The sequence below is a fragment of the Pseudomonas sp. S60 genome (assembly GCF_016647865.1).
Taxonomy (GTDB): domain Bacteria; phylum Pseudomonadota; class Gammaproteobacteria; order Pseudomonadales; family Pseudomonadaceae; genus Aquipseudomonas; species Aquipseudomonas parafulva.
Genome location: NZ_JACVVH010000045.1, coordinates 23822 through 41469, shown reverse-complemented (window position 1 = coordinate 41469; position 17648 = coordinate 23822). Strand labels below are relative to the sequence as shown.

11 protein-coding genes are annotated in these 17648 nt (G+C 54.5%); 6 read left to right on the top strand and 5 right to left on the bottom strand.

Annotation, left to right across the window (positions count from 1 at the left end):
- Nucleotides 1-86 precede the first annotated feature (86 nt).
- From IAE33_RS19795 to IAE33_RS19785, 3 genes are read right to left on the bottom strand one after another with little or no spacing between them, the layout of a single operon-like run.
- A complete protein-coding gene (locus IAE33_RS19795) occupies nt 87-1469 on the bottom strand; it encodes a TolC family outer membrane protein (RefSeq protein ID WP_442967393.1) in 1383 nt (460 codons plus the stop codon).
- Nucleotides 1470-1504: 35 nt separating this feature from the next.
- Nucleotides 1505-2830, bottom strand: a complete 1326-nt coding sequence (locus tag IAE33_RS19790) for an HlyD family type I secretion periplasmic adaptor subunit (RefSeq protein WP_201164753.1) — start codon at nt 2828-2830, stop codon at nt 1505-1507.
- A gap of 12 nt (nt 2831-2842) precedes the next feature.
- On the bottom strand, nt 2843-4654 hold the full coding sequence (locus tag IAE33_RS19785) for a type I secretion system permease/ATPase (RefSeq protein ID WP_201164752.1): 1812 nt from the start codon (nt 4652-4654) through the stop codon (nt 2843-2845).
- 530 nt (nt 4655-5184) lie between these two features.
- Here IAE33_RS19785 and IAE33_RS19780 point away from each other — a divergent pair.
- The 6 genes from IAE33_RS19780 to IAE33_RS19755 all read left to right on the top strand — a co-directional run bounded on the left by IAE33_RS19780 (nt 5185) and on the right by IAE33_RS19755 (nt 15072).
- Nucleotides 5185-6063, top strand: coding sequence for a hypothetical protein (locus IAE33_RS19780; protein WP_201164757.1), 879 nt, complete (start codon nt 5185-5187; stop codon nt 6061-6063).
- A 17-nt stretch (nt 6064-6080) separates the two neighbouring features.
- Nucleotides 6081-7523: a DUF4214 domain-containing protein gene (locus tag IAE33_RS19775; protein WP_201164751.1), complete on the top strand. Its 1443-nt coding sequence runs from the start codon at nt 6081-6083 to the stop codon at nt 7521-7523.
- 145 nt (nt 7524-7668) lie between these two features.
- Nucleotides 7669-10140, top strand: coding sequence for a glycosyltransferase family 2 protein (locus IAE33_RS19770; RefSeq protein WP_201164756.1), 2472 nt, complete (start codon nt 7669-7671; stop codon nt 10138-10140).
- Complete coding sequence (locus IAE33_RS19765) at nt 10137-12563, top strand: glycosyltransferase family 2 protein (protein WP_201164750.1); 2427 nt, start codon at nt 10137-10139, stop codon at nt 12561-12563. The genes IAE33_RS19770 and IAE33_RS19765 overlap by 4 nt, the downstream gene beginning before the upstream one ends.
- Before the next feature lie 2 nt (nt 12564-12565).
- On the top strand, nt 12566-13981 hold the full coding sequence (locus tag IAE33_RS24820) for a glycosyltransferase (protein ID WP_201164749.1): 1416 nt from the start codon (nt 12566-12568) through the stop codon (nt 13979-13981).
- Nucleotides 13978-15072 (top strand): hypothetical protein, encoded by a 1095-nt coding sequence (locus IAE33_RS19755; protein WP_201164748.1) that lies wholly within the window; start codon nt 13978-13980, stop codon nt 15070-15072. Before IAE33_RS24820 ends, IAE33_RS19755 begins: the two co-directional genes overlap by 4 nt.
- 149 nt (nt 15073-15221) lie before the next feature.
- On the opposite strand, the gene IAE33_RS19750 is transcribed toward IAE33_RS19755, so the two are convergent.
- Entirely contained in the window at nt 15222-16127 is a 906-nt protein-coding gene (locus tag IAE33_RS19750; protein ID WP_236406989.1) for a glycosyltransferase subfamily GT2 protein, read from the bottom strand.
- The gene (locus IAE33_RS19745; RefSeq protein ID WP_201164747.1) at nt 16102-17100 is read right to left on the bottom strand and encodes a hypothetical protein; all 999 of its coding nucleotides are present in this window, start codon (nt 17098-17100) and stop codon (nt 16102-16104) included. Before IAE33_RS19745 ends, IAE33_RS19750 begins: the two co-directional genes overlap by 26 nt.
- Nucleotides 17101-17648: the final 548 nt, after the last annotated feature.

Here is a 17648-nt window from a genome sequence, read left to right as displayed (position 1 = left end):
ATCGAGCGCCGCCCGCGCGGCGCATCGCGAGCTGCGCTCGCTCCTACGTTTTTTTCGGGCCAATTAGGCCTGCGCCATGTGTGCGCTTACCCCTTGGCGCGCGCATCCAACCGAGCTACATCGCCCCCGGGCAAGCTGGTTTCCGGCACCGGGCTCAGCCACACATTCACGTTATCCACACTTTCCTGATTCAACTCCCCCGCCCAGCGGTTCAAAAGGAACAGGTTGGTGATGAAGTCATACTGGGTTTTAAGCAGGTCGCGCCGGGCCTTGAATTCGTTCTGCACGCTGGTCAGCACATCCACCGCGTTCACAACGCCGAAACTGAACGCCTTTTGTGCCGCGACGCTGGATTGCTGCGCAGAAGACAGCGCGTTGCGGTTGGCGCGGATTTTCTCTACAGCAGCCTGGGCGGTGAGGTAGGCAGTGGTGGTTTCTTTCACCACCTGACGGCGTACGCCTTCAAGCTGCTCTTCCGCTGCCAGTTGCTCATCGTACAGGCCGCGCACCCGGGCAGAAGTGGAACCACCGCTATAGATCGGGACTTTCACACCCAGCGTGGCCACGTAGCTGTCGCTGCGAGGGGCCTGGGTATTGTCGTAGCCCTGGTCGCTCTGCTGAGCGCTGAGGCTCAGCGTCAGCTGCGGGTAATGTTCGCCCTTCCCTTCGCGCACTGCAGCCATGGCCGCTTCGGCACCGCTTTTGGAGGCTTTGAGAGACGGGTTGGCTTCAACCGCCTGAGTGATCCACTGCTGCAGTGGGCGCGTGGGCGCCTGCAACGCCACATCGTTACGCACACGGCTGAGCGGTTCGGCGATCGGCCGGCCAACGATCTCGGCCAGCGCCTCACGGCTCACCTGCACTTGGTTGCGCGCTTCTACTTCCTGGGCTGCCAGGAAGTCTACACGCGCCTGCATGTCCAGCTTGTCGGTGATCTTGGCCATCTGCCGGTCGAACATGCTGCTGACACGGTCCAGGTTTTTCTGGGTGGCGCGGCGCTCGGCTTGGACCAGGGCCAGCTCATCGTCGGCTGCCAGGGCTACGAAATAGCGCTTGGCGAGGTCTACTGTCGCTTCGGCCAGCGTGTCTTCGGCCTGCTGGCCCTTTTGCTCGTTGACGCTTTTGGACTTCTGGTAACGCTCCCAGGCCGGCTTGTTGTACAGATACTGGGTAAGGCTCAGGGAGTAGGTTTCGTTGTTGTAGATGTCACGATCGACCTCGTTTTTGCGAAGCACGCGACTTGTGTTCGCATTGGCCGACACCTGCGGCAGCAACTGACCGAGAGCTTCGCGCTGCTGAGCGGTAGCGGTGCGCGCGCGGGCGTAGGCTGCGAGCACCCTCGGGTCTTCCAGGCGAGCCTCGCGATACAGACCCGCCAAGTCCAGCGCATAAGTCGAGGCCGAAACTGCCTTCGGCTGCTCACCGGCCGTTACCTTCCCTTCGGCGGCCACAGCTTGCCAGGCGACCATGCACATCAGCATTCCAGGTAGCAAACGCAGCACAATCATTCCTCGATTAGCGATTCGGCGAACATATTTCGGGCAGGTCTAAGCAGGTATTGCAGCATGGTGCGGTCACCGGCGTTTATCAGGACATCAGCCGGCATGCCGGGATGAAGTTTGCGGCTGCCAAGCTTCTTCATACCGTCCTCAGTCACTTGCACTCGCACTAGATAGTAGGTGTCGCCGCTACGCTCTTCGGTCAAGCTGTCCGCTGAAATGCGAACCAGCTTCCCCTCAATCACTGGCGTGGTGGCTTGGTTGAACGCCGTAAAGCGAATGTCAGCGGTCTTACCCAGCTCCAAGCGATCGATATCGCGGGTGGCTACTTTGGCCTCCACCACAAGTTCCGACTGCGCTGGTACGATATCCAGGATGGGGGTAGCCGCGCTAATAACACCGCCAATTGTATGCACCTTCATATCAAGCACCATCCCGCTCTCTGGCGCTCGAATCACGATACGGGATAGGCGGTCACGCAGAGCGGCTTCTTTCTCCTGAAAATCGAAGACCTGTGCCTGGACATCCGACAGCTCCTTCGCCACGTCAGAATCAAACTTCTTTTTCAACTGGACAATCTGCAGTTCGGTCTCGCCGATCTGCAGTTTAGTCTGGGTAATACTCGACTGATGATCAGCAACGTCGGTTTTGAGCATGTCCAGTTTGCGCTCCTGTTCAAGCATGCGCTGGTTATCTACGAAACCTTCGGCCAGAAGCTCCCTGAGCTGCTTGATTTCACCGGTATAGGACTTTTCCAGCCCGCTTTTGGTACGGATCATGTCGTTCAGCCCAGTAATTTGCTGTTTCATCTGCTGAATGCGCTCGCGGTTAACCGAGATCTCACCTTGCAGGGAATTGCGACGCGCCATGAATACCTGCTGCTCACCCGCCATCGCTTCCTGGGCGCGATCAGAGTCAGTACCTTCCATAGTTACCGGCGGTATGGAATCCAGCCCATCACGTTCGGCGCGCAGCCGCGCTTCTTTATACCTAGCCACGATCAACTGGTTACGGGTGGACTCGTATTCGGCGCTGAGCTGGGACTCGTCCAGCACAATCAGTGGGTCGCCTTTCTTGACTAGGTCACCCTCACGAGCGAGCAATTCTTTTACGATGCCCCCTTCCAGGTGCTGCACGGTCTTTCGGTAGCTCTGCACAGTAACGACGCCTGAACCATGCACAGCATTGCTCAACGGAGCCAACGCTGCCCAGCCGCCGAAAATACCGAAGGTGATAAGCACAATAGTTAGGCCGATACGACGAATGCCCCGATCAGAGGTGGGCATGTCATCGAAATTGTGGTCGAACGTGCTAATTGCTTTACTGCTCATCTAGAAATCCTTTCACGCGCCAGTGCTGGTCGAAGGGGCAGGCGCAGGCGCCGGTGCCGCAGGTGGGGCAGAGCTGGGCGCATTAGAAGATGCTGCTGGCGGCTGCGGCCCTGTCGGCGGAGCTACGCGCTGTTGCGCCTTGGCCTGCTGGGCAGCCAGCTCGGCAATGACGCGATCGCGCTCACCGTACAGCGAGATAGTGCCGCCTGCCATTACCAGGATGCGATCCAGACGCGTGAGGATGTTGGGACGGTGCGAAACGATAAATACCGTGGCTCCGGTTTCTTTCAACTTTTGCAGGGCAACGCCAAGGGCACGCTCCCCCACATCGTCGAGGTTGGAGTTAGGCTCATCGAGCACAATCAGGCGCGGGTTACCATAAATTGCACGTGCCAGGCCGATGCGCTGGCGCTGCCCACCCGAGAGGTTTACGCCTTCGCTACCGATAACCGTGTCGTAGCCATCAGGCAGCATGAGAATCATCTCGTGCACGCCAGCCATCTGCGCCGCGTTTACGACCTTGTCGGGGTCAACCTTGTCGAAGCGCGCGATGTTTTCACTAATGCTGCCTTCGAACAGCTCAATATCCTGAGGTAGATAGCCCACATACGGCCCAAGCTCCTGCTTGTCCCAGCTGGCGATATCTGCGCCGTCAAGACGTACCACGCCATGCTGCGGTGGCCAGATGCCCATCAGTGCACGAACCAGCGTGGACTTGCCAGCAGCGCTGGGGCCGACGACGCCGACTATAGACCCAGCAGGTGCTACGAAACTGATACTGCGGATTACGGCTGCTTTGGCACCAGGAGGGGCGACTACCAAGTTCTCTACCTGAATGTGCCCTTCTGGCGCAGGCAGGGGCATACGCTCAGGCTCATTTTTCAGGTCGTCCATTACTTTATTGAGGCGGTCATACTGAACCTTGGCGGCCACGAAGCCCTTCCAGCTGCCGATCATCTGGTCGATAGGTGACAGCGCACGCCCCAGCAACAGCGAGCCCGCCATCAACAGCCCAGGGTTGATTTGATGAGTAACCACCAGATAAGCACCGATCGCCAACATTATGGACTGGGACCAGATACGGAACGTCTTGGACGTAGAGCTGACAATCCCACCCTTATCGCTGGCACCGGACTGCAAAAGCATGATGTTACGCTGACGCTTGGCCCAACGGTTCATTAGCGTGTCCAGCATGCCCATGGACTCGATAACTTCTGCATTGCGCAACGTTTTGGTGGTGACCACGTTGGACGCGACGTTTTCCTTGTTGGCGGTGGCCAGAGCGCTACCTGTCACTTTGTGGTTTACCACCGCCAGCACCGCCAACACCAACCCGCAACCTAATGTCATCCAACCGAACCACGGATGGAACAGGAACATGACAACAGTATAAATCGGGAACCACGGCGCATCGAAAAACGCGAAAAGCCCAGGGCCCGTGAAGAACTGCCGTAACGAGGTAAGGTCGTTGAGCGACTGAGCCGTAGCGTCAGCACCACCGCTGTTAAGTGCGCGCTTGAAGCTGGCCCTGTACACATCACGGCTTAAGAGAACATCCAGGCGGTTACTGATGCGCACCATAATCCGCGACCTCACCCACTCCAGCGCACCCATGGTGATCACCAATAGGGTCATGATGAGGGTGAGCATGACGAGCGTGGACGTACTGCTGGAGGGAACGACGCGGCCAGACACCTGAATCATGAAAAAGGTAGGCACCAGCATCAGCGCGTTGACAAAGAAACTGAAGAAGCCTACCGAAAGGAAGCTGCTTTTGCAGGCTTTGAGGGCGGCTTGCAGATTGTTTTCGGATTGATAACTCATGGCGTCCGTACTGAGAATGGCGAAAGCGGCGGGCAGTGTACCACCCGGCCGGGAGGGCAGCGTGTCAGATTGTTCCCCTGGCCACTTCGTTCAGCGACGAACTGCACCTTTTAGATGAAATTTGCCGAACAGGGTTGTTATGGCTTCCCAACTACGACTAAACGGTGACCAAGCGACAAACGGCGGCAGCTGCCAGAGCCGAGGAAAACCGGCGCCAAAAAAACCACGATCACCAGAAAAAAACCACCCCCTCAAGATAATGCTCTGACTCCGTAGAACTTTTTGGAGCGCCAAACTCTCCAACCGAAACGATCAGGTATAGCCAGAACTGCGCTACCGATCACCGCGGTTATAGCTAAGTTCCGCACACATATGAAATTTTTTTTAGATTTCTTGGTTGACATCCCCTCCCCCGGGCGGCATCTTCGCCTCTCGCAGGGAGCCTTCAATGGCCGTTTAGTGTATGCACGGGTTTGAGCACGTTAGCTACCAGTGTCACTGCTTAAAAGGAGCTTAACAACGCCATGTCTATGCCTTCGCACACCCTTGATGGCTTGAAAATCAGCTCTCGGGTCACACTGCTCGAACCGGGCATGTACATCTTCAGGTACGCCTCGCAGCCCCCGGCAGACAAGCCCGTTTGCATCGCCCTGCAGCAAGCGCCCCTGGGCAAAGGCTCTATCGATTTCTTCCCCGCCGAAGGCGTCAGCAAGAACATGCTGACCAAGCTGGGCGACACCATCGTTGCGCGCGTGAAAGCCGGCGTAACTACTGTGCTGATCACTGAATACCACATGTTCGACGCAGTGATTGACCCGGTTGACCTGCGCATTGATCGCATCGACACCTCGCCGGCCATCATGCGTACGTTCGCCGTGGTTGCCACCGAACCCGCCCAGGCGCTCCCCACCGACGCTACCCCGCTTCCCGTTACTATTACTGCACACATGCAGCAATCGGGCGAAGTTGAGTCTGCGCATGGCTATGTGGGGGCACCTAACAGCAACGAATTTATCGAATGCTTTGCAATCGACCTGCCGAACAAGCCTGCCGGGGTCGACCTGCTTTATACCTGCATGGTGGCCGGCTCCGGCCCCAGCCGCAATGTATCCACCGGCACCACCGTGGGTGCCCGTGGCCAGGGCCTGCCCCTGATATGCGTAGGCTTCAGCCTGGTAGGCCCCCTGCGCAAGCACTACGAATTAACCGGCCTGCTCGCATTTGGAAGTGCGGAACCTCAGCGCCTGGTCACCAATCAGATGATGCACGGCCCCACCGGCAATGAGCCGCTGGTGGCGTTGCACCTCGCCGTAACCCCCGTAACGAAGATGAACGCTGCCCGCCTTAAGTCTCCGTGGGAAAACTCTGCGTCACAGCAGAATACTATTGCAGCAGGCCAAACGGCTTGAAGTAACAGGAAGACATCATGCAATACGATAGCCCTCAATCGAGCAGCGATCTGCAAGCTACCCTGAGCGCAGACAGCGCCAACCTGTCCAACACCACCCTGGCGGCCATCAACAGCCTGCTGAACCTGGACACCGTTGACACCGTCGGCATCGCCGGCATCACCGGCAACACCGTTCAGCTGCCAACCACCGGCACTGCCGACATCGTCCTGGGCGAAGTCGAAGGCGCCAAAGGCGACCAGGTTTCTGTTGACCTGTCCGCTGCAGAAGCTGCTGGCGTCAGCGCTTACGTGCTGCAGAGCGATGCCAACCTGGTTGTTGACCTGCAAGGTCAAACTGCCGCTGGCGACGTTCAAACCCTGGCTGCTGCCATTGCCCCAGCCGCTGTCGACACCTCGGCCATCGAACTGGTAGTTGCTACCGGTAACGGCGACGACGTGATCACCGTCAAAGGCGACCAGAACACCCTGATCGATGCTGGCGACGGCAACGACACCATCGTGACTGGCAACGGTAACAACACCGTTATCGCTGGCAACGGCAACAACAACATCACCACCGGTTCGGGCGATGACACCATCATCCTGAGCGGCAGCAACCACGCTGACATCGTCAAGGCCGGCGCTGGCTACGACATCGTGCAGCTGGACGGCTCGCGTGATGACTACACCTTCACCGTTGGCAACAACTACAACGTCAACCTGACCGGCAACCAAACTGCCTCGATCACCGACGCTGAGTTCCTGACCTTCGTGAACGGTGACACCACCGAAACCGTAGCACTGGCTCACAGCGACGAAGAAGCTGCTGCCCTGCGCCTGTACCAAGGCATCCTGGGTCGTGACGCTGACGCTACCGGCGCCAAAGACTTCACCGGCCTGGTAAGCGAAGGTACTTCGCTGACCGACATCGCCAACCAGTTCCTGAACTCGGCTGAGTTCGCTGGCGCTGCTTCGGCCCAAGACATCAACGAGCTGTACCAGGCTATCCTGGGCCGCGCTGCTGATGCCGATGGCTCGACTGCATGGCAGGCCGTACTGGCCAATGGCGGCACTCTGAACGACGTAGCGGCTGGTATCGCTCTGTCCAACGAGGCTATCCAGCTGGATCAGTCCAACGGTGACTTCGTCCGCGAACTGTACGAGAACGTACTGGGCCGTGAAGTTGAACAAGAAGGCCTGGACGCTTGGGTATCCCAGCTGTTCAACGGCACCAGCCGTGCCGAAGTGGCTGCTGGCATCGTTGGCTCGGCTGAGGCTGCTCAGAAGTCCAACAGCGACTTCATCGACTCCCTGTACCAGTCCGCACTGGGCCGCGAAGCTGATGCAACTGGCAAAGCTGCTTGGGAAGCTGTCCTGGACAACGGCGGCACTCACGCCGACGTGGCCCTGGGCATCGTTGGCTCCAACGAAGCCATCGCTCACATCGACAACGTCGTTGTGCTGCACGGCCAGGTGTAACTAGCCCTGTCGTAGCGAAGCGTATGCCCGGCCGCAAGGCCGGGGGTATGTGCAAGGGGGCGGCTTTCGGGTCGCCCCTCTTTTTATTATCTGTAGCCAAGCCAAGCTTATGTCCAGACAACTCGACCATGGGCGAGAGACGCTCATGGACATCTTCCACCGCCACCGTCAGGCCAACGAGCACGACGCGGCGGCAACTGCACTCGAACGTGCGTTGCAGATTCCCGAGTACCGGGGCGAAGCACTCGTATGGAAAGGCATCGCGGCGTTGCCGCAGACGCCCGAGCTGGCTTTTTTATTTTTTGCCAATGCCGCCAAGGCATTGCCCGAACGGGCCGATGTTCACGCCCTGGTGGGGCGCAGCCTTCTGGCACGAGACCAATGTGAGATGGCCACGCGCTACCTTACGAATGCCTGGAAACTGCAACCCAACGATCTCGCCCTGCGGCTGACCCTTTGGGAGGCCCGTAGCCGGTCCGAAACGCCTGCTGAGTTGCGGCGCATGATTCTGGCCCACTTGCCCGATATCCATACTGGTAAAGAGCTTGGGTTGGTACTCAAGCTGCTGTCGGCGCAGACCGACGCTCCAGGCACCATTGGTGTTGTGCGCTATCTCCCGGAACAAAAGGAAATCCAGGGCTGGGCGATCGACTTGCAGAATCTGCACGTGCCCGCAGCGCTGCAGATCGAAGCCAATGGCGCTCACATCAACGCGACTGCTAGCGCCAGCCATCCGCTGCTTAGCGCTGCGGGGCTGCCGGCTACCCACGGCGGATTGCGGGTGAGCGTGCCGAACCCCACTCCGGCGGTGCACCTTCAGTTTGCCAACGGCACGCCCCTGCTTGGCAGCCCGGTTTACGCAATGCCGGTCTTCGTTCCACCTGCCAGCGTAGGTGGCGGCGAAAACAACCCAGTGGACGTCCTGATTCCGGTCTACAACGGCCTTGAGGAAACCCTGGAGTGCATCAACAGCGCGCTGGACGCTCGCAAGCTGAACCGCACCCCGCATCGCCTAGTGGTCATCGAAGACAAGACGCCCGTCCCTGCGCTGGCCAAGGCACTCAAGGTGCTTGCTGCCAAGGGCAAGATCACGTTGATCAACAACGCGGTGAACCTCGGTTTCATCCGTACCATGAACCGCGCCATGGCACTTAGCCCGAGCAAAGACGTGGTGTGGCTTAACGCTGATACCCGTGTGCATGGCGCCTGGCTGGATCGGTTGCGTGAAGTGGCTTATAGCGACGAACGCATCGCGTCGGTAACGCCATTCACCAATAATGGCGAGTTGATGAGCTTCCCCCGTAGCCAGATCTGCCATGAGATGCCCAGCGCCAAGGCCCAGGCCGAACTGGATGAACTCGCTCGACAGGTGGCCAGCCCACCCATCGAAATCGAAACAGGCTGCGGCTTTTGCCTGTACATCAAGCGGGCTGCACTGGACCAGGTAGGCTACCTGGACGAAGTACACCTGGCGCGGGGCTACGGTGAAGAAACCGACTGGTGCCTGCGAGCCCGTAGCCACGGCTGGCGCCACATGGGGGCGCCTAACGTATTTGTGGCGCACCAGGGCGGTATTTCGTTTGGTGCCGAGAAAGTAATGCGTGTGGCGGTGAACAACGCAACATTGCGCAAACGGTACCCCGATGCATCCAGCCGCTACAAAGCATTTTGCCTGCGCGACCCTATTAAGCCTGCCCGCCAAGCGCTACAACGTGCGCGCCTTGAGCACTTGGCAAGCAAACCGGCGAACGAGCAAAGGTTGAGCTGGCAGGCTGGGGTGGACACAACGCTCTACGTTCACGATGGCTCCAGTAACGATGCCGACTTCAGCCTTGCTTATCACCAGACCAGCCACCGTCGGTATGTATTGCTTACTGCCCCGCTGCACCCTCTGACGTTGAATTTGGAATTCGAACTGCCAGACGATTTCAATCGTTTGGTCGAATGCCTGCGGCAGCTACCCATGCAGGCAATCGTATTCCAGAATCTCGCCCGCTGCCCGCTGAGCTTATGTGACCTGCCGGCTATGCTGGCCATTCCGTATAGCATCCAGTGCAGCGACGACCGCCTGCTCGATCAACGCAGCGGTTATGACTGGCAGCGTTTTGCGCACAAGGCTGCGAACGTTCAGTTGCCGTGGTCAGCGTTGCGGCCCAGTTACAGCAATTCGCTGCCCGATGCCAAGCTGACAACCAGGGTCGCCACGGTACCAAGCGCTTTCCCATCACATCTGCCTCAGTCGCTCGTAATTGGTGACAACCTGCGCGATGCAACCATTGCCCACCGCTGGCTGGAGGTTGCAAGGCATATCAAGCGCACGAAATTGTCCACCCGCCTGGTTGCACCAAGCGATGGCCCTTTGCTCAAACAGTTCCAAGCCAGCGGAACCGTTCATGTACTACCCGACCTGGATGGCTTCACCTTGGCCGAGCGAGCCCAAGCCGCGGGATGTGATGCTGTGCTCAGCCTGGCTGAAAACCCTGGCAGCGACTGGGCGGCCCCTGGCTTGGCAGCCCAGCTGGGTATACCGCTGTTCGCCCCCTCCAATTTGCTGGCAAACGAAACAGGGGCCGCTGCCCTTACCTCTTTGCCTTTCACCCCGAGCCTGGCCCGATGACCGAACACCTTCTGGATCAACCGCAAACGGCTCAGCCCGTCACCCTACCCGCCTTCAGTGGCGCCATTCTTGGTCTTCAGGGGGATGTACTGCACGGCTGGGCAATGGACAACACGCAGCCGGAACAACGCCCTGTCATCGAGGTGTTCATCGATGGGGCGAGCGTTGCCCTAGGACGCGCCGACCAATATGAGCCCAACGCCCCAGCGGGCGACCAGTACCATGGCTTTGCCGTGCAATTGCGTCAGCGCTGGCTTGATGACGCACGGTTGATCACCGTACACATCGCCAACCAGGCATTCGTGTTGGAAGGGCAATTGTCGCTCCCGGCAGCTCCTAGTGAGGACAGCGCCTCGATTGCGTCCCAGGTCTGGCATACGGGTGGCCTGCGTGTCGGAGGTTGGTGCTGGGACCCGAAGGCACCTGATCGACACGTGGAGGTTACGGTTCGGGAGGGCGAGCATGTGGTTGGTCGGGCCGTGTGTAATGAGCACAACCAGGCTTTGGCGTACCGCGCCACCAGCGACCATGGCTTCTCCATCGACCTGCCTTGGGAATTGGCCGATGGCAAGGTGCATGTGCTGGAAATCATCAACGACCTTGGCCAGCCACTAGCAGGTAGCCCTATTCGCTTGTGCTGCTGGCCAGAGGGTGTAGAAGGGCTGCTCCAAAAATTGGATCCGGCACACGACGCCGCAACGCTGGCCCTGCTGACTGAGGTGGCCAAGGACCAAACCATGCGCCTGCCGAAAAGCGCAGGCTGGCATCACTACCCGCAATGGTTCGAAGCATTCCAACGTCTCGATTCCCTTCCGGTCCCGCAACTGCAAGGCAAGTTGGGTGTGCTGCTGCTAAGCGATGGCGATGTTGCACGGGAACAAATAAGCCTTGAAAGCCTACAGGCATTCGATACCAGCGAGCCACTAGTGGCCATTGCCGGCTCTGGTAATCTGTTGCCCGCGCTGGCTCAACTACTCGAAGACGGCTGCGATCGTATCTTGCCTGTGTGGGCGGGAGACCGTCTGGCGTCGCTGGCTCTGGCGCACCTGAGTGCCTTGCTCGACGATGGCAGCGCATGGGCATTTGCCGACTGCGACCGCGACGGCCCGCAGGGCGAGCGCAGCTTCCCGTGGCTAAAACCTGTGTGGGATATCGACCTGTTCATCGGTGCCGATATCTTCACCCCTGGGGCGATTTACGGCGCGAGTATCGTCAAACAAGCCTTGGCGCTGCTTAGGGCCCGTGGAACCGACACGCTCATAAATTGGGACGACCTGACAGCCGGCATCGCATTGGCCACGGAAAAATCCGCAGAACGCGTTACTCACCTCCCCCGCGTTCTTTACCACCGCGCCGCAAACACCCCCGCTAGCCCGGAGCAAGCCCAGCCATCCCTACAGCGTCTGCAAGCAGTTGAATGGTTGTGCCAGCAGTTGGCCCCTGGCGCCACGGTGAGCCAAGTAACTGACTATCCGGCACTGTTGAGAGCCCACTGGCCACTGCCTGCGCGGCTACCCCGGGTCAGCCTTATCGTGCCGACACGGGATCAGTACAAGCTGCTCCATGCCTGCATCGAAGGGCTGCTGAACGATACGGATTACCCCAATCTGGAAATCATTGTCGTTGATAACGAGTCCAGCGACCCGCAAACCCTGACCTATCTGACCGAACTGACCACGCGCGGAGTAACCGTTCTCCCCCATCCCTATCCGTTCAATTACTCGACAATCAACAACCGTGCAGCAAGCGTCGCGACTGGCGGGCTGATCGGACTTGTGAACAACGATATCGAAATCATCGAAGCAGGTTGGTTGAGGGAGATGGTTGCACAGGTACTCCGACCTGGGGTTGGCGCTGTTGGCGCAAAGTTGCTTTGGCCGAATAGAATGGTGCAACACGGGGGTGTTACAGTTGGAGTCAACGGTCTGGCGGCGCACAACGGCAACAATTTGGACCAGCGAGATGCCGGCTATCTGGGCATGAACCAAATTACCCGCCGGCAAAGTGCTGTAACAGCAGCATGCTTGCTACTACACAAGTCAGTTTTTGATTCGGTAGGCGGATTGGATGAGAGAGCGTTCCCGGTCGCGTTTAACGACGTAGATCTATGCCTGCGAATTCAGCAAAAAGGCTTTCATGCAATCTGGAGTGCGTTTGCACAGCTGATTCATGCGGAGTCAGCGAGTAGGGGTAAGGACGGCACACCTGAGAAAAAGGCACGTGCAGCCAGAGAGCAAAAAACATATATAGAAAGGTGGACAGATGTAAGCTTCTGCGACCCTTTCTATAACCCGTCGATATCCCTAGACTACTTGAGCGGTCCTTATGGGGCGCTGGCACTGCCACCGAGATGTGCCATAAAGAGCCGGGAAAGCGTACGATTTTTTTTCACAACTAACTCAGCCGCCAGGGCAAAGGATTAATCGTGACAATCAAGAAAACATCAAGTCCCTTGCAGTCCAAGTCGTCTAGCGTGTCCGGCGCACTTAAAGATGCCCGCACTGCGAATAGCGAGCCCCCCAAGCTCGAACAAGTGGCCCCACAGGTTGCAAACGTTGCCGCAAAAGTGAAATCCTTGAAATTTATACCCTCGCTCGACCCAAATAAAAAGTTTGTCGAGCAACTAATGCGCGACAGACAGGACTTAGAACCTGATTATATTTACCGATGCATCATCAATCAGCAAAAATATTTTGACAAGTATCCAGACGTTCAACACAGCGGCATGCTGGCTGCTGACCATTACTTTACCTATGGCTGTAACGAATCCCGCGAACTCAAACGACCTGGGCTATTGAGCAACACTCAAGAATTCAATATCGATCACGAAGCCACGCTATTTCTATCGAGCGCCCCACGTCGTGATGGATCGTTTGTATACCGATGCCTCTTTCAATCTAAGAAACTGAAAAAGAATCTCGTTTATCACGGAAAAACTGAAATCTTAAAGCTTGTTCGCGCGATCTTCAATTGCAAAGAATTGATATTCTCCCGACCTGAACATAATGAAACCTCTCTGTACCTCATCGAACTTGCAAAGAATATTGGGGTCAAGGTCATCCTTGACTACGATGATCTCTTAGTACCTGAGCATGCCGAATATCTAGGACATGTCAGATCAAGCGACGGCCGATCTGTCGACGCTGCAAGAAACAACATTATGGGGAAATCCGCCTTCCTGCTATACGCAGACGGCTTCCGTTGTAGCACGGAGCTCATTGCAAAAGCCATGCGTCATTTGTCAAAGCCTATAGAGGTTCATAAGAACCAAATTGTGGCGAGTATGGTACGCGCCAAACAAGATTGCGTCGTTAGACTGAGCGATTTGCCTAGCCGGAAGCTAAAGATCCTTTATCTATCCGGTACAGCAACGCATAAGAAAGATTACTCGATCGCTCAGGGGCCTCTGGTTAAATTAGCCCAACTTTATCCTGATCGCTTCGAAATTACATTTTTAGGCAACACTGGAAGTCACTCAGCACCCATCGAAATTTTCAACCCATCTGTTAAAACCATTTCCCGCGTCGATTTTAATGAGATGCTCAACGTCATTTCGCAGCATGACATCGCGCTTGCCCCACTGGAAAATACTGTTTTCAATAACGCAAAGTCAAACATTAAGTTTATCGAATGCGGTTCTCAAGGTGTGCCTGTTATCGCCAGTCCTCGTGACGAATTCAAAGCGGCGATAACCCATGGTGTAAACGGATGGCTTTGCGAATCTCAAAGCGAGTGGTTTGCCCAGTTGGAAAAGCTTGTGAAAGATCCAAAGATCCTGCACCGTGTATCTTTAAAAGCAAGGGAATCAGTAATCAAAGAACATGTAGTAGGTGAAAAATGAGCACTCCAATCAAATCCTATACGCCTCATCGAAAAATCTCGAAACAGACGATTCTTTATATCACCAACAATTTCTCCCAGGTGGAACTTGCAATTCTTTCCGCCACGGGCTCGAAATTTGATTATCTGATATATAACAACTCACCGCAGCGTGATTACAACTTAGCCACTGACTATAATCTTCCCTCAAATATCAAAATTACATCAGACGCAAAATCGGCAATCATGCTCGTCGGTATTTTTTCTGCCGCTATTACTACCGTCGGACACATCAGCCCCGTGCTGAATCCAGATATCTTGTCGGTTTTGAAAGCCTGTGCAGTGATGAATATGCCCATCATTGAGGTACCACACGGGCTATTCCAGATTGGATTCAATCTGTCGGACGACTCAGTATTTGTCAATACCGCGTCACATACGCTAGGCGCAGGTTTCCCGGTTCCCTCTTTCGCCGATCATCAATTGAGTTGGTTCGACAATGCCGAAGTGGGTTACCCGCGTTGCCGAGAAGTTTCTCTAAAAAAGATACACTCCCCTGTTGTACCTGATTACACAGTTATCACAACAAACACAAATTGGTACCTCTATAATTTTGAGGACCAGCGCACCCTTGCACAGGCTTTATTCGAACTAGCGAGAGCCAATCCGCAAAATCTGTATATATGGGCTGCTCACCCAGCAGAGCTTAACAAACAGAATTTGATCCATTATATGCTGGACGCTAAACCCTCCAACCTTCTACGCTATGGCCATGACAGGGAGATTTACTTCCATTCGATCGATACAACAGAAGAACTGATAAAACATGCGAAAGCAGGTATCTCAACGGTTTCGACCTGCATTCTTGAATACGAAATGTATAATATACCTCTTGCCATTTATCGAAATAAATCACTTGAGGATGTGACAAACTCACTTCAACACGCGGTTTTCTTCAGCTCTCCAGATGAGCTTAAACAAGCGGAATTCCAAGTTCCTGTAACTGGTAAACTGCACAGCTTTAGCGTTGAGGGGTTTGATTTGGCAATAAGCCAAATTCTTGCCGGCCCTCAGCATCGCAACCCTATTAGAAATGTGTTAGCGATACTGTGAGCGCGCTAAGCAAGCTAGGTGGGATGCAAAGCCCATCTGGCTTGCCTAAGCAAAGAAGGCACTGAGCTCGGATTGAGTGATGCGCTTCACCCAAGTTAAGAAATGTACTTCGGGGAGGACGAACGGTAGTCATAGCAGTGCTTTCGATGTCATATTAATAATTCCATTACCCCACCTGCCTTCGAAGTACCCATCTCGCTCGTTGCTCCATACAATTTTTTTATACGCACCAAGCTTTCACGCACCTCAGCTTCAGAAGCAACGGGAAACTCGCTTGGTGCGCAGCCGTGCTTACCAGTAAATATTTTCACTGCCTCGGCGACGTAATACTGATGACGCTCGCTTGTACTGATCGTGGACTGCTCCAAGCTCCATTCCTCATCCCCTATATATTGCTCAGAATCGACTATATCCGCGAAATACCAAAACGGCGGATGCATGGAACCGTTTATAATATTCAATGTATGATCGACATGTTCAAAGGCATTATGGTAGTTAACATCCATAAGACCACACTCAGTGAGTGAACGCCTGGAGTAATAAGAAAAAGCACCGACGCAATGGCGATACAGCCTAATTGTTTCGACCCCGTCATATATCACGCTTGCAATAGGTTTCGGAGCACCATCACTGGTTTTATTCATCCGACCATGCTGACTAAAATTCAGGTGTTGCACGCCGGATCGTCTCGATGCCTCGACATAAGCCTCAAAAGCACTTGAATCCCTAATAAAGATATCATCTTCTATTAAAAAAATATGCTCGCACCCCTGCGCTAACAAGTACTGCAAGGCAGTATTTTTCGACTTGCCAACACCGATATTTTTGGAATTATGATGAATTTGATTTTTGGGAATGTCGTTAAAATCCTCATACCATCCGCCGTCATTCACGACATATATAACGTCCAGTACCTCCTGCGGTAGCGATTCGTACAATTTCAACATCAACTGAGGACGATTGAATGTCAGAATGCCACAGCCCGTCTTTTTCTTATCAATCATAAACCTTACGCCCCATTTGCTTCCATCAACCAAAATCAGAAGCTGTTGCAATACTTCGCTCTATGGCTTGCTTTGTTAGATTTTTTACCTTGGAAGACCTCACCTTCCCAGACTTGTCCAGCGCTTGGACAGCTGCGACAAAGGCACTACCATCGCCTTTGAGCAAGCAGCACTCGATATAATGCTCAGTTAGATCAACATTGATTAACTTTCGATTGGAAAAGCGGCTATACATATCACAAAACAGGGCATAGTTTCTTGTAGAGAAGCAGTACTCTACGAAACTAAGAAGCGTCATCTTCGCCTTTGCTGCATCAATGGTGAGGCCATTCAGCTTTCGCCATTCAATTACGTCTATCGCTTTCTTATAGAGCCGGCCAGCCGAGTCTGCACGGTTTCTAGCGAGTGAGTTACGCGCAGCATACATCCAGGACACGCCTGACTTTGCGCGATTTCGCCTGTATTTTGAAAGCAGCTCTGCGTGATTTGCATTTGCGCTTAGGAGCGAAAAGACGAAATCAGACAGAATGCCGGATTCATTTAGAACTGCAAAGACTTCATGACCAGAGAATGGTAAGCTAATGAGCTTGGCGTGCCTTATATGCTGTGAAATAAGACGAGCATGACGACCGTCTTCATAGTGATACCGGTCATAGAAGATGGTTATGTTCAGCGGAAAATTCTGTTCCGCATGCCAACTGTCAGATTTATGATTAATCTTATTCCAAAACTGAAGAAATCTTGTATCGAATTCAGACTGCGGGCCGGTTACCGCAGCTTGAGGCGATATCGAAATCACATCACAGGCATTCAGATAATTTGCATATTTTAGAACACCATATCCACCCATACTCACGCCGTATAAAACGACTTTCTTAAATCCTTTAGCCAAAACCCTCACAATCTCAAGAGCGTCTTTCATATACTCGTATTGATACCAGTGATTCCAAGTAGGTATCACATAAATGCAGGAGATTTTTTTATTCTCAAAAAAAACCTTACCAAACCCGCTGTCTTTGGTCATCGTCTGCCTCTCATCAATCAGAGGACAGAAAGATATTACTAAGAGTTCATTATCATAGAAACTATTAGAAATGATTACGTCATCGTTTTTATAAAAAATTTCCATTACTACCCTGACCTAATCCTTAAAGTTTCAACATACATTACATTCCTAGAACTGGCAACGTTTAAGCCAGCAATCTCAGAACATTTTTTGGGCCTAGATACAGCTGCAATTCTCTGGCACAGCTTGTCATCCCTCGTCAAATTTACGTCAGTTTTTTGTTCTTTTCGTATGCGCCTACTCTCTTGTCATTCTCATGGACTACATACGCATGGGCGATCTCAACAAAGGTGCTGATAGGTTGATTTCTGATTGATCTACAAATGCCCTGTCACCTAGGCGAAACAGCAGGTAAGACGTCAGCCACAGGGGCGGGCGTCGTAATTTGAGGCAGGGTCGTGAATCCTGATGGATGTCACCCCCCTTGGCAAGCAACGTCTCAGTACTGACTGAACCCACGCATAGCGCCAGTGTCGTGATTAGTTGCTAACCGAGCGGAATTGACT

Coding starts and splice junctions, on each gene's coding strand:
- IAE33_RS19795 (WP_442967393.1), bottom strand. CDS start 1,469: ATGGTCGCCTGGCAAGCTGTGGCCGCCGAAGGGAAGGTAACGGCCGGT.
- IAE33_RS19790 (WP_201164753.1), bottom strand. CDS start 2,830: ATGAGCAGTAAAGCAATTAGCACGTTCGACCACAATTTCGATGACATG.
- IAE33_RS19785 (WP_201164752.1), bottom strand. CDS start 4,654: ATGAGTTATCAATCCGAAAACAATCTGCAAGCCGCCCTCAAAGCCTGC.
- IAE33_RS19780 (WP_201164757.1), top strand. CDS start 5,185: ATGCCTTCGCACACCCTTGATGGCTTGAAAATCAGCTCTCGGGTCACA.
- IAE33_RS19775 (WP_201164751.1), top strand. CDS start 6,081: ATGCAATACGATAGCCCTCAATCGAGCAGCGATCTGCAAGCTACCCTG.
- IAE33_RS19770 (WP_201164756.1), top strand. CDS start 7,669: ATGGACATCTTCCACCGCCACCGTCAGGCCAACGAGCACGACGCGGCG.
- IAE33_RS19765 (WP_201164750.1), top strand. CDS start 10,137: ATGACCGAACACCTTCTGGATCAACCGCAAACGGCTCAGCCCGTCACC.
- IAE33_RS19755 (WP_201164748.1), top strand. CDS start 13,978: ATGAGCACTCCAATCAAATCCTATACGCCTCATCGAAAAATCTCGAAA.
- IAE33_RS19745 (WP_201164747.1), bottom strand. CDS start 17,100: ATGACCAAAGACAGCGGGTTTGGTAAGGTTTTTTTTGAGAATAAAAAA.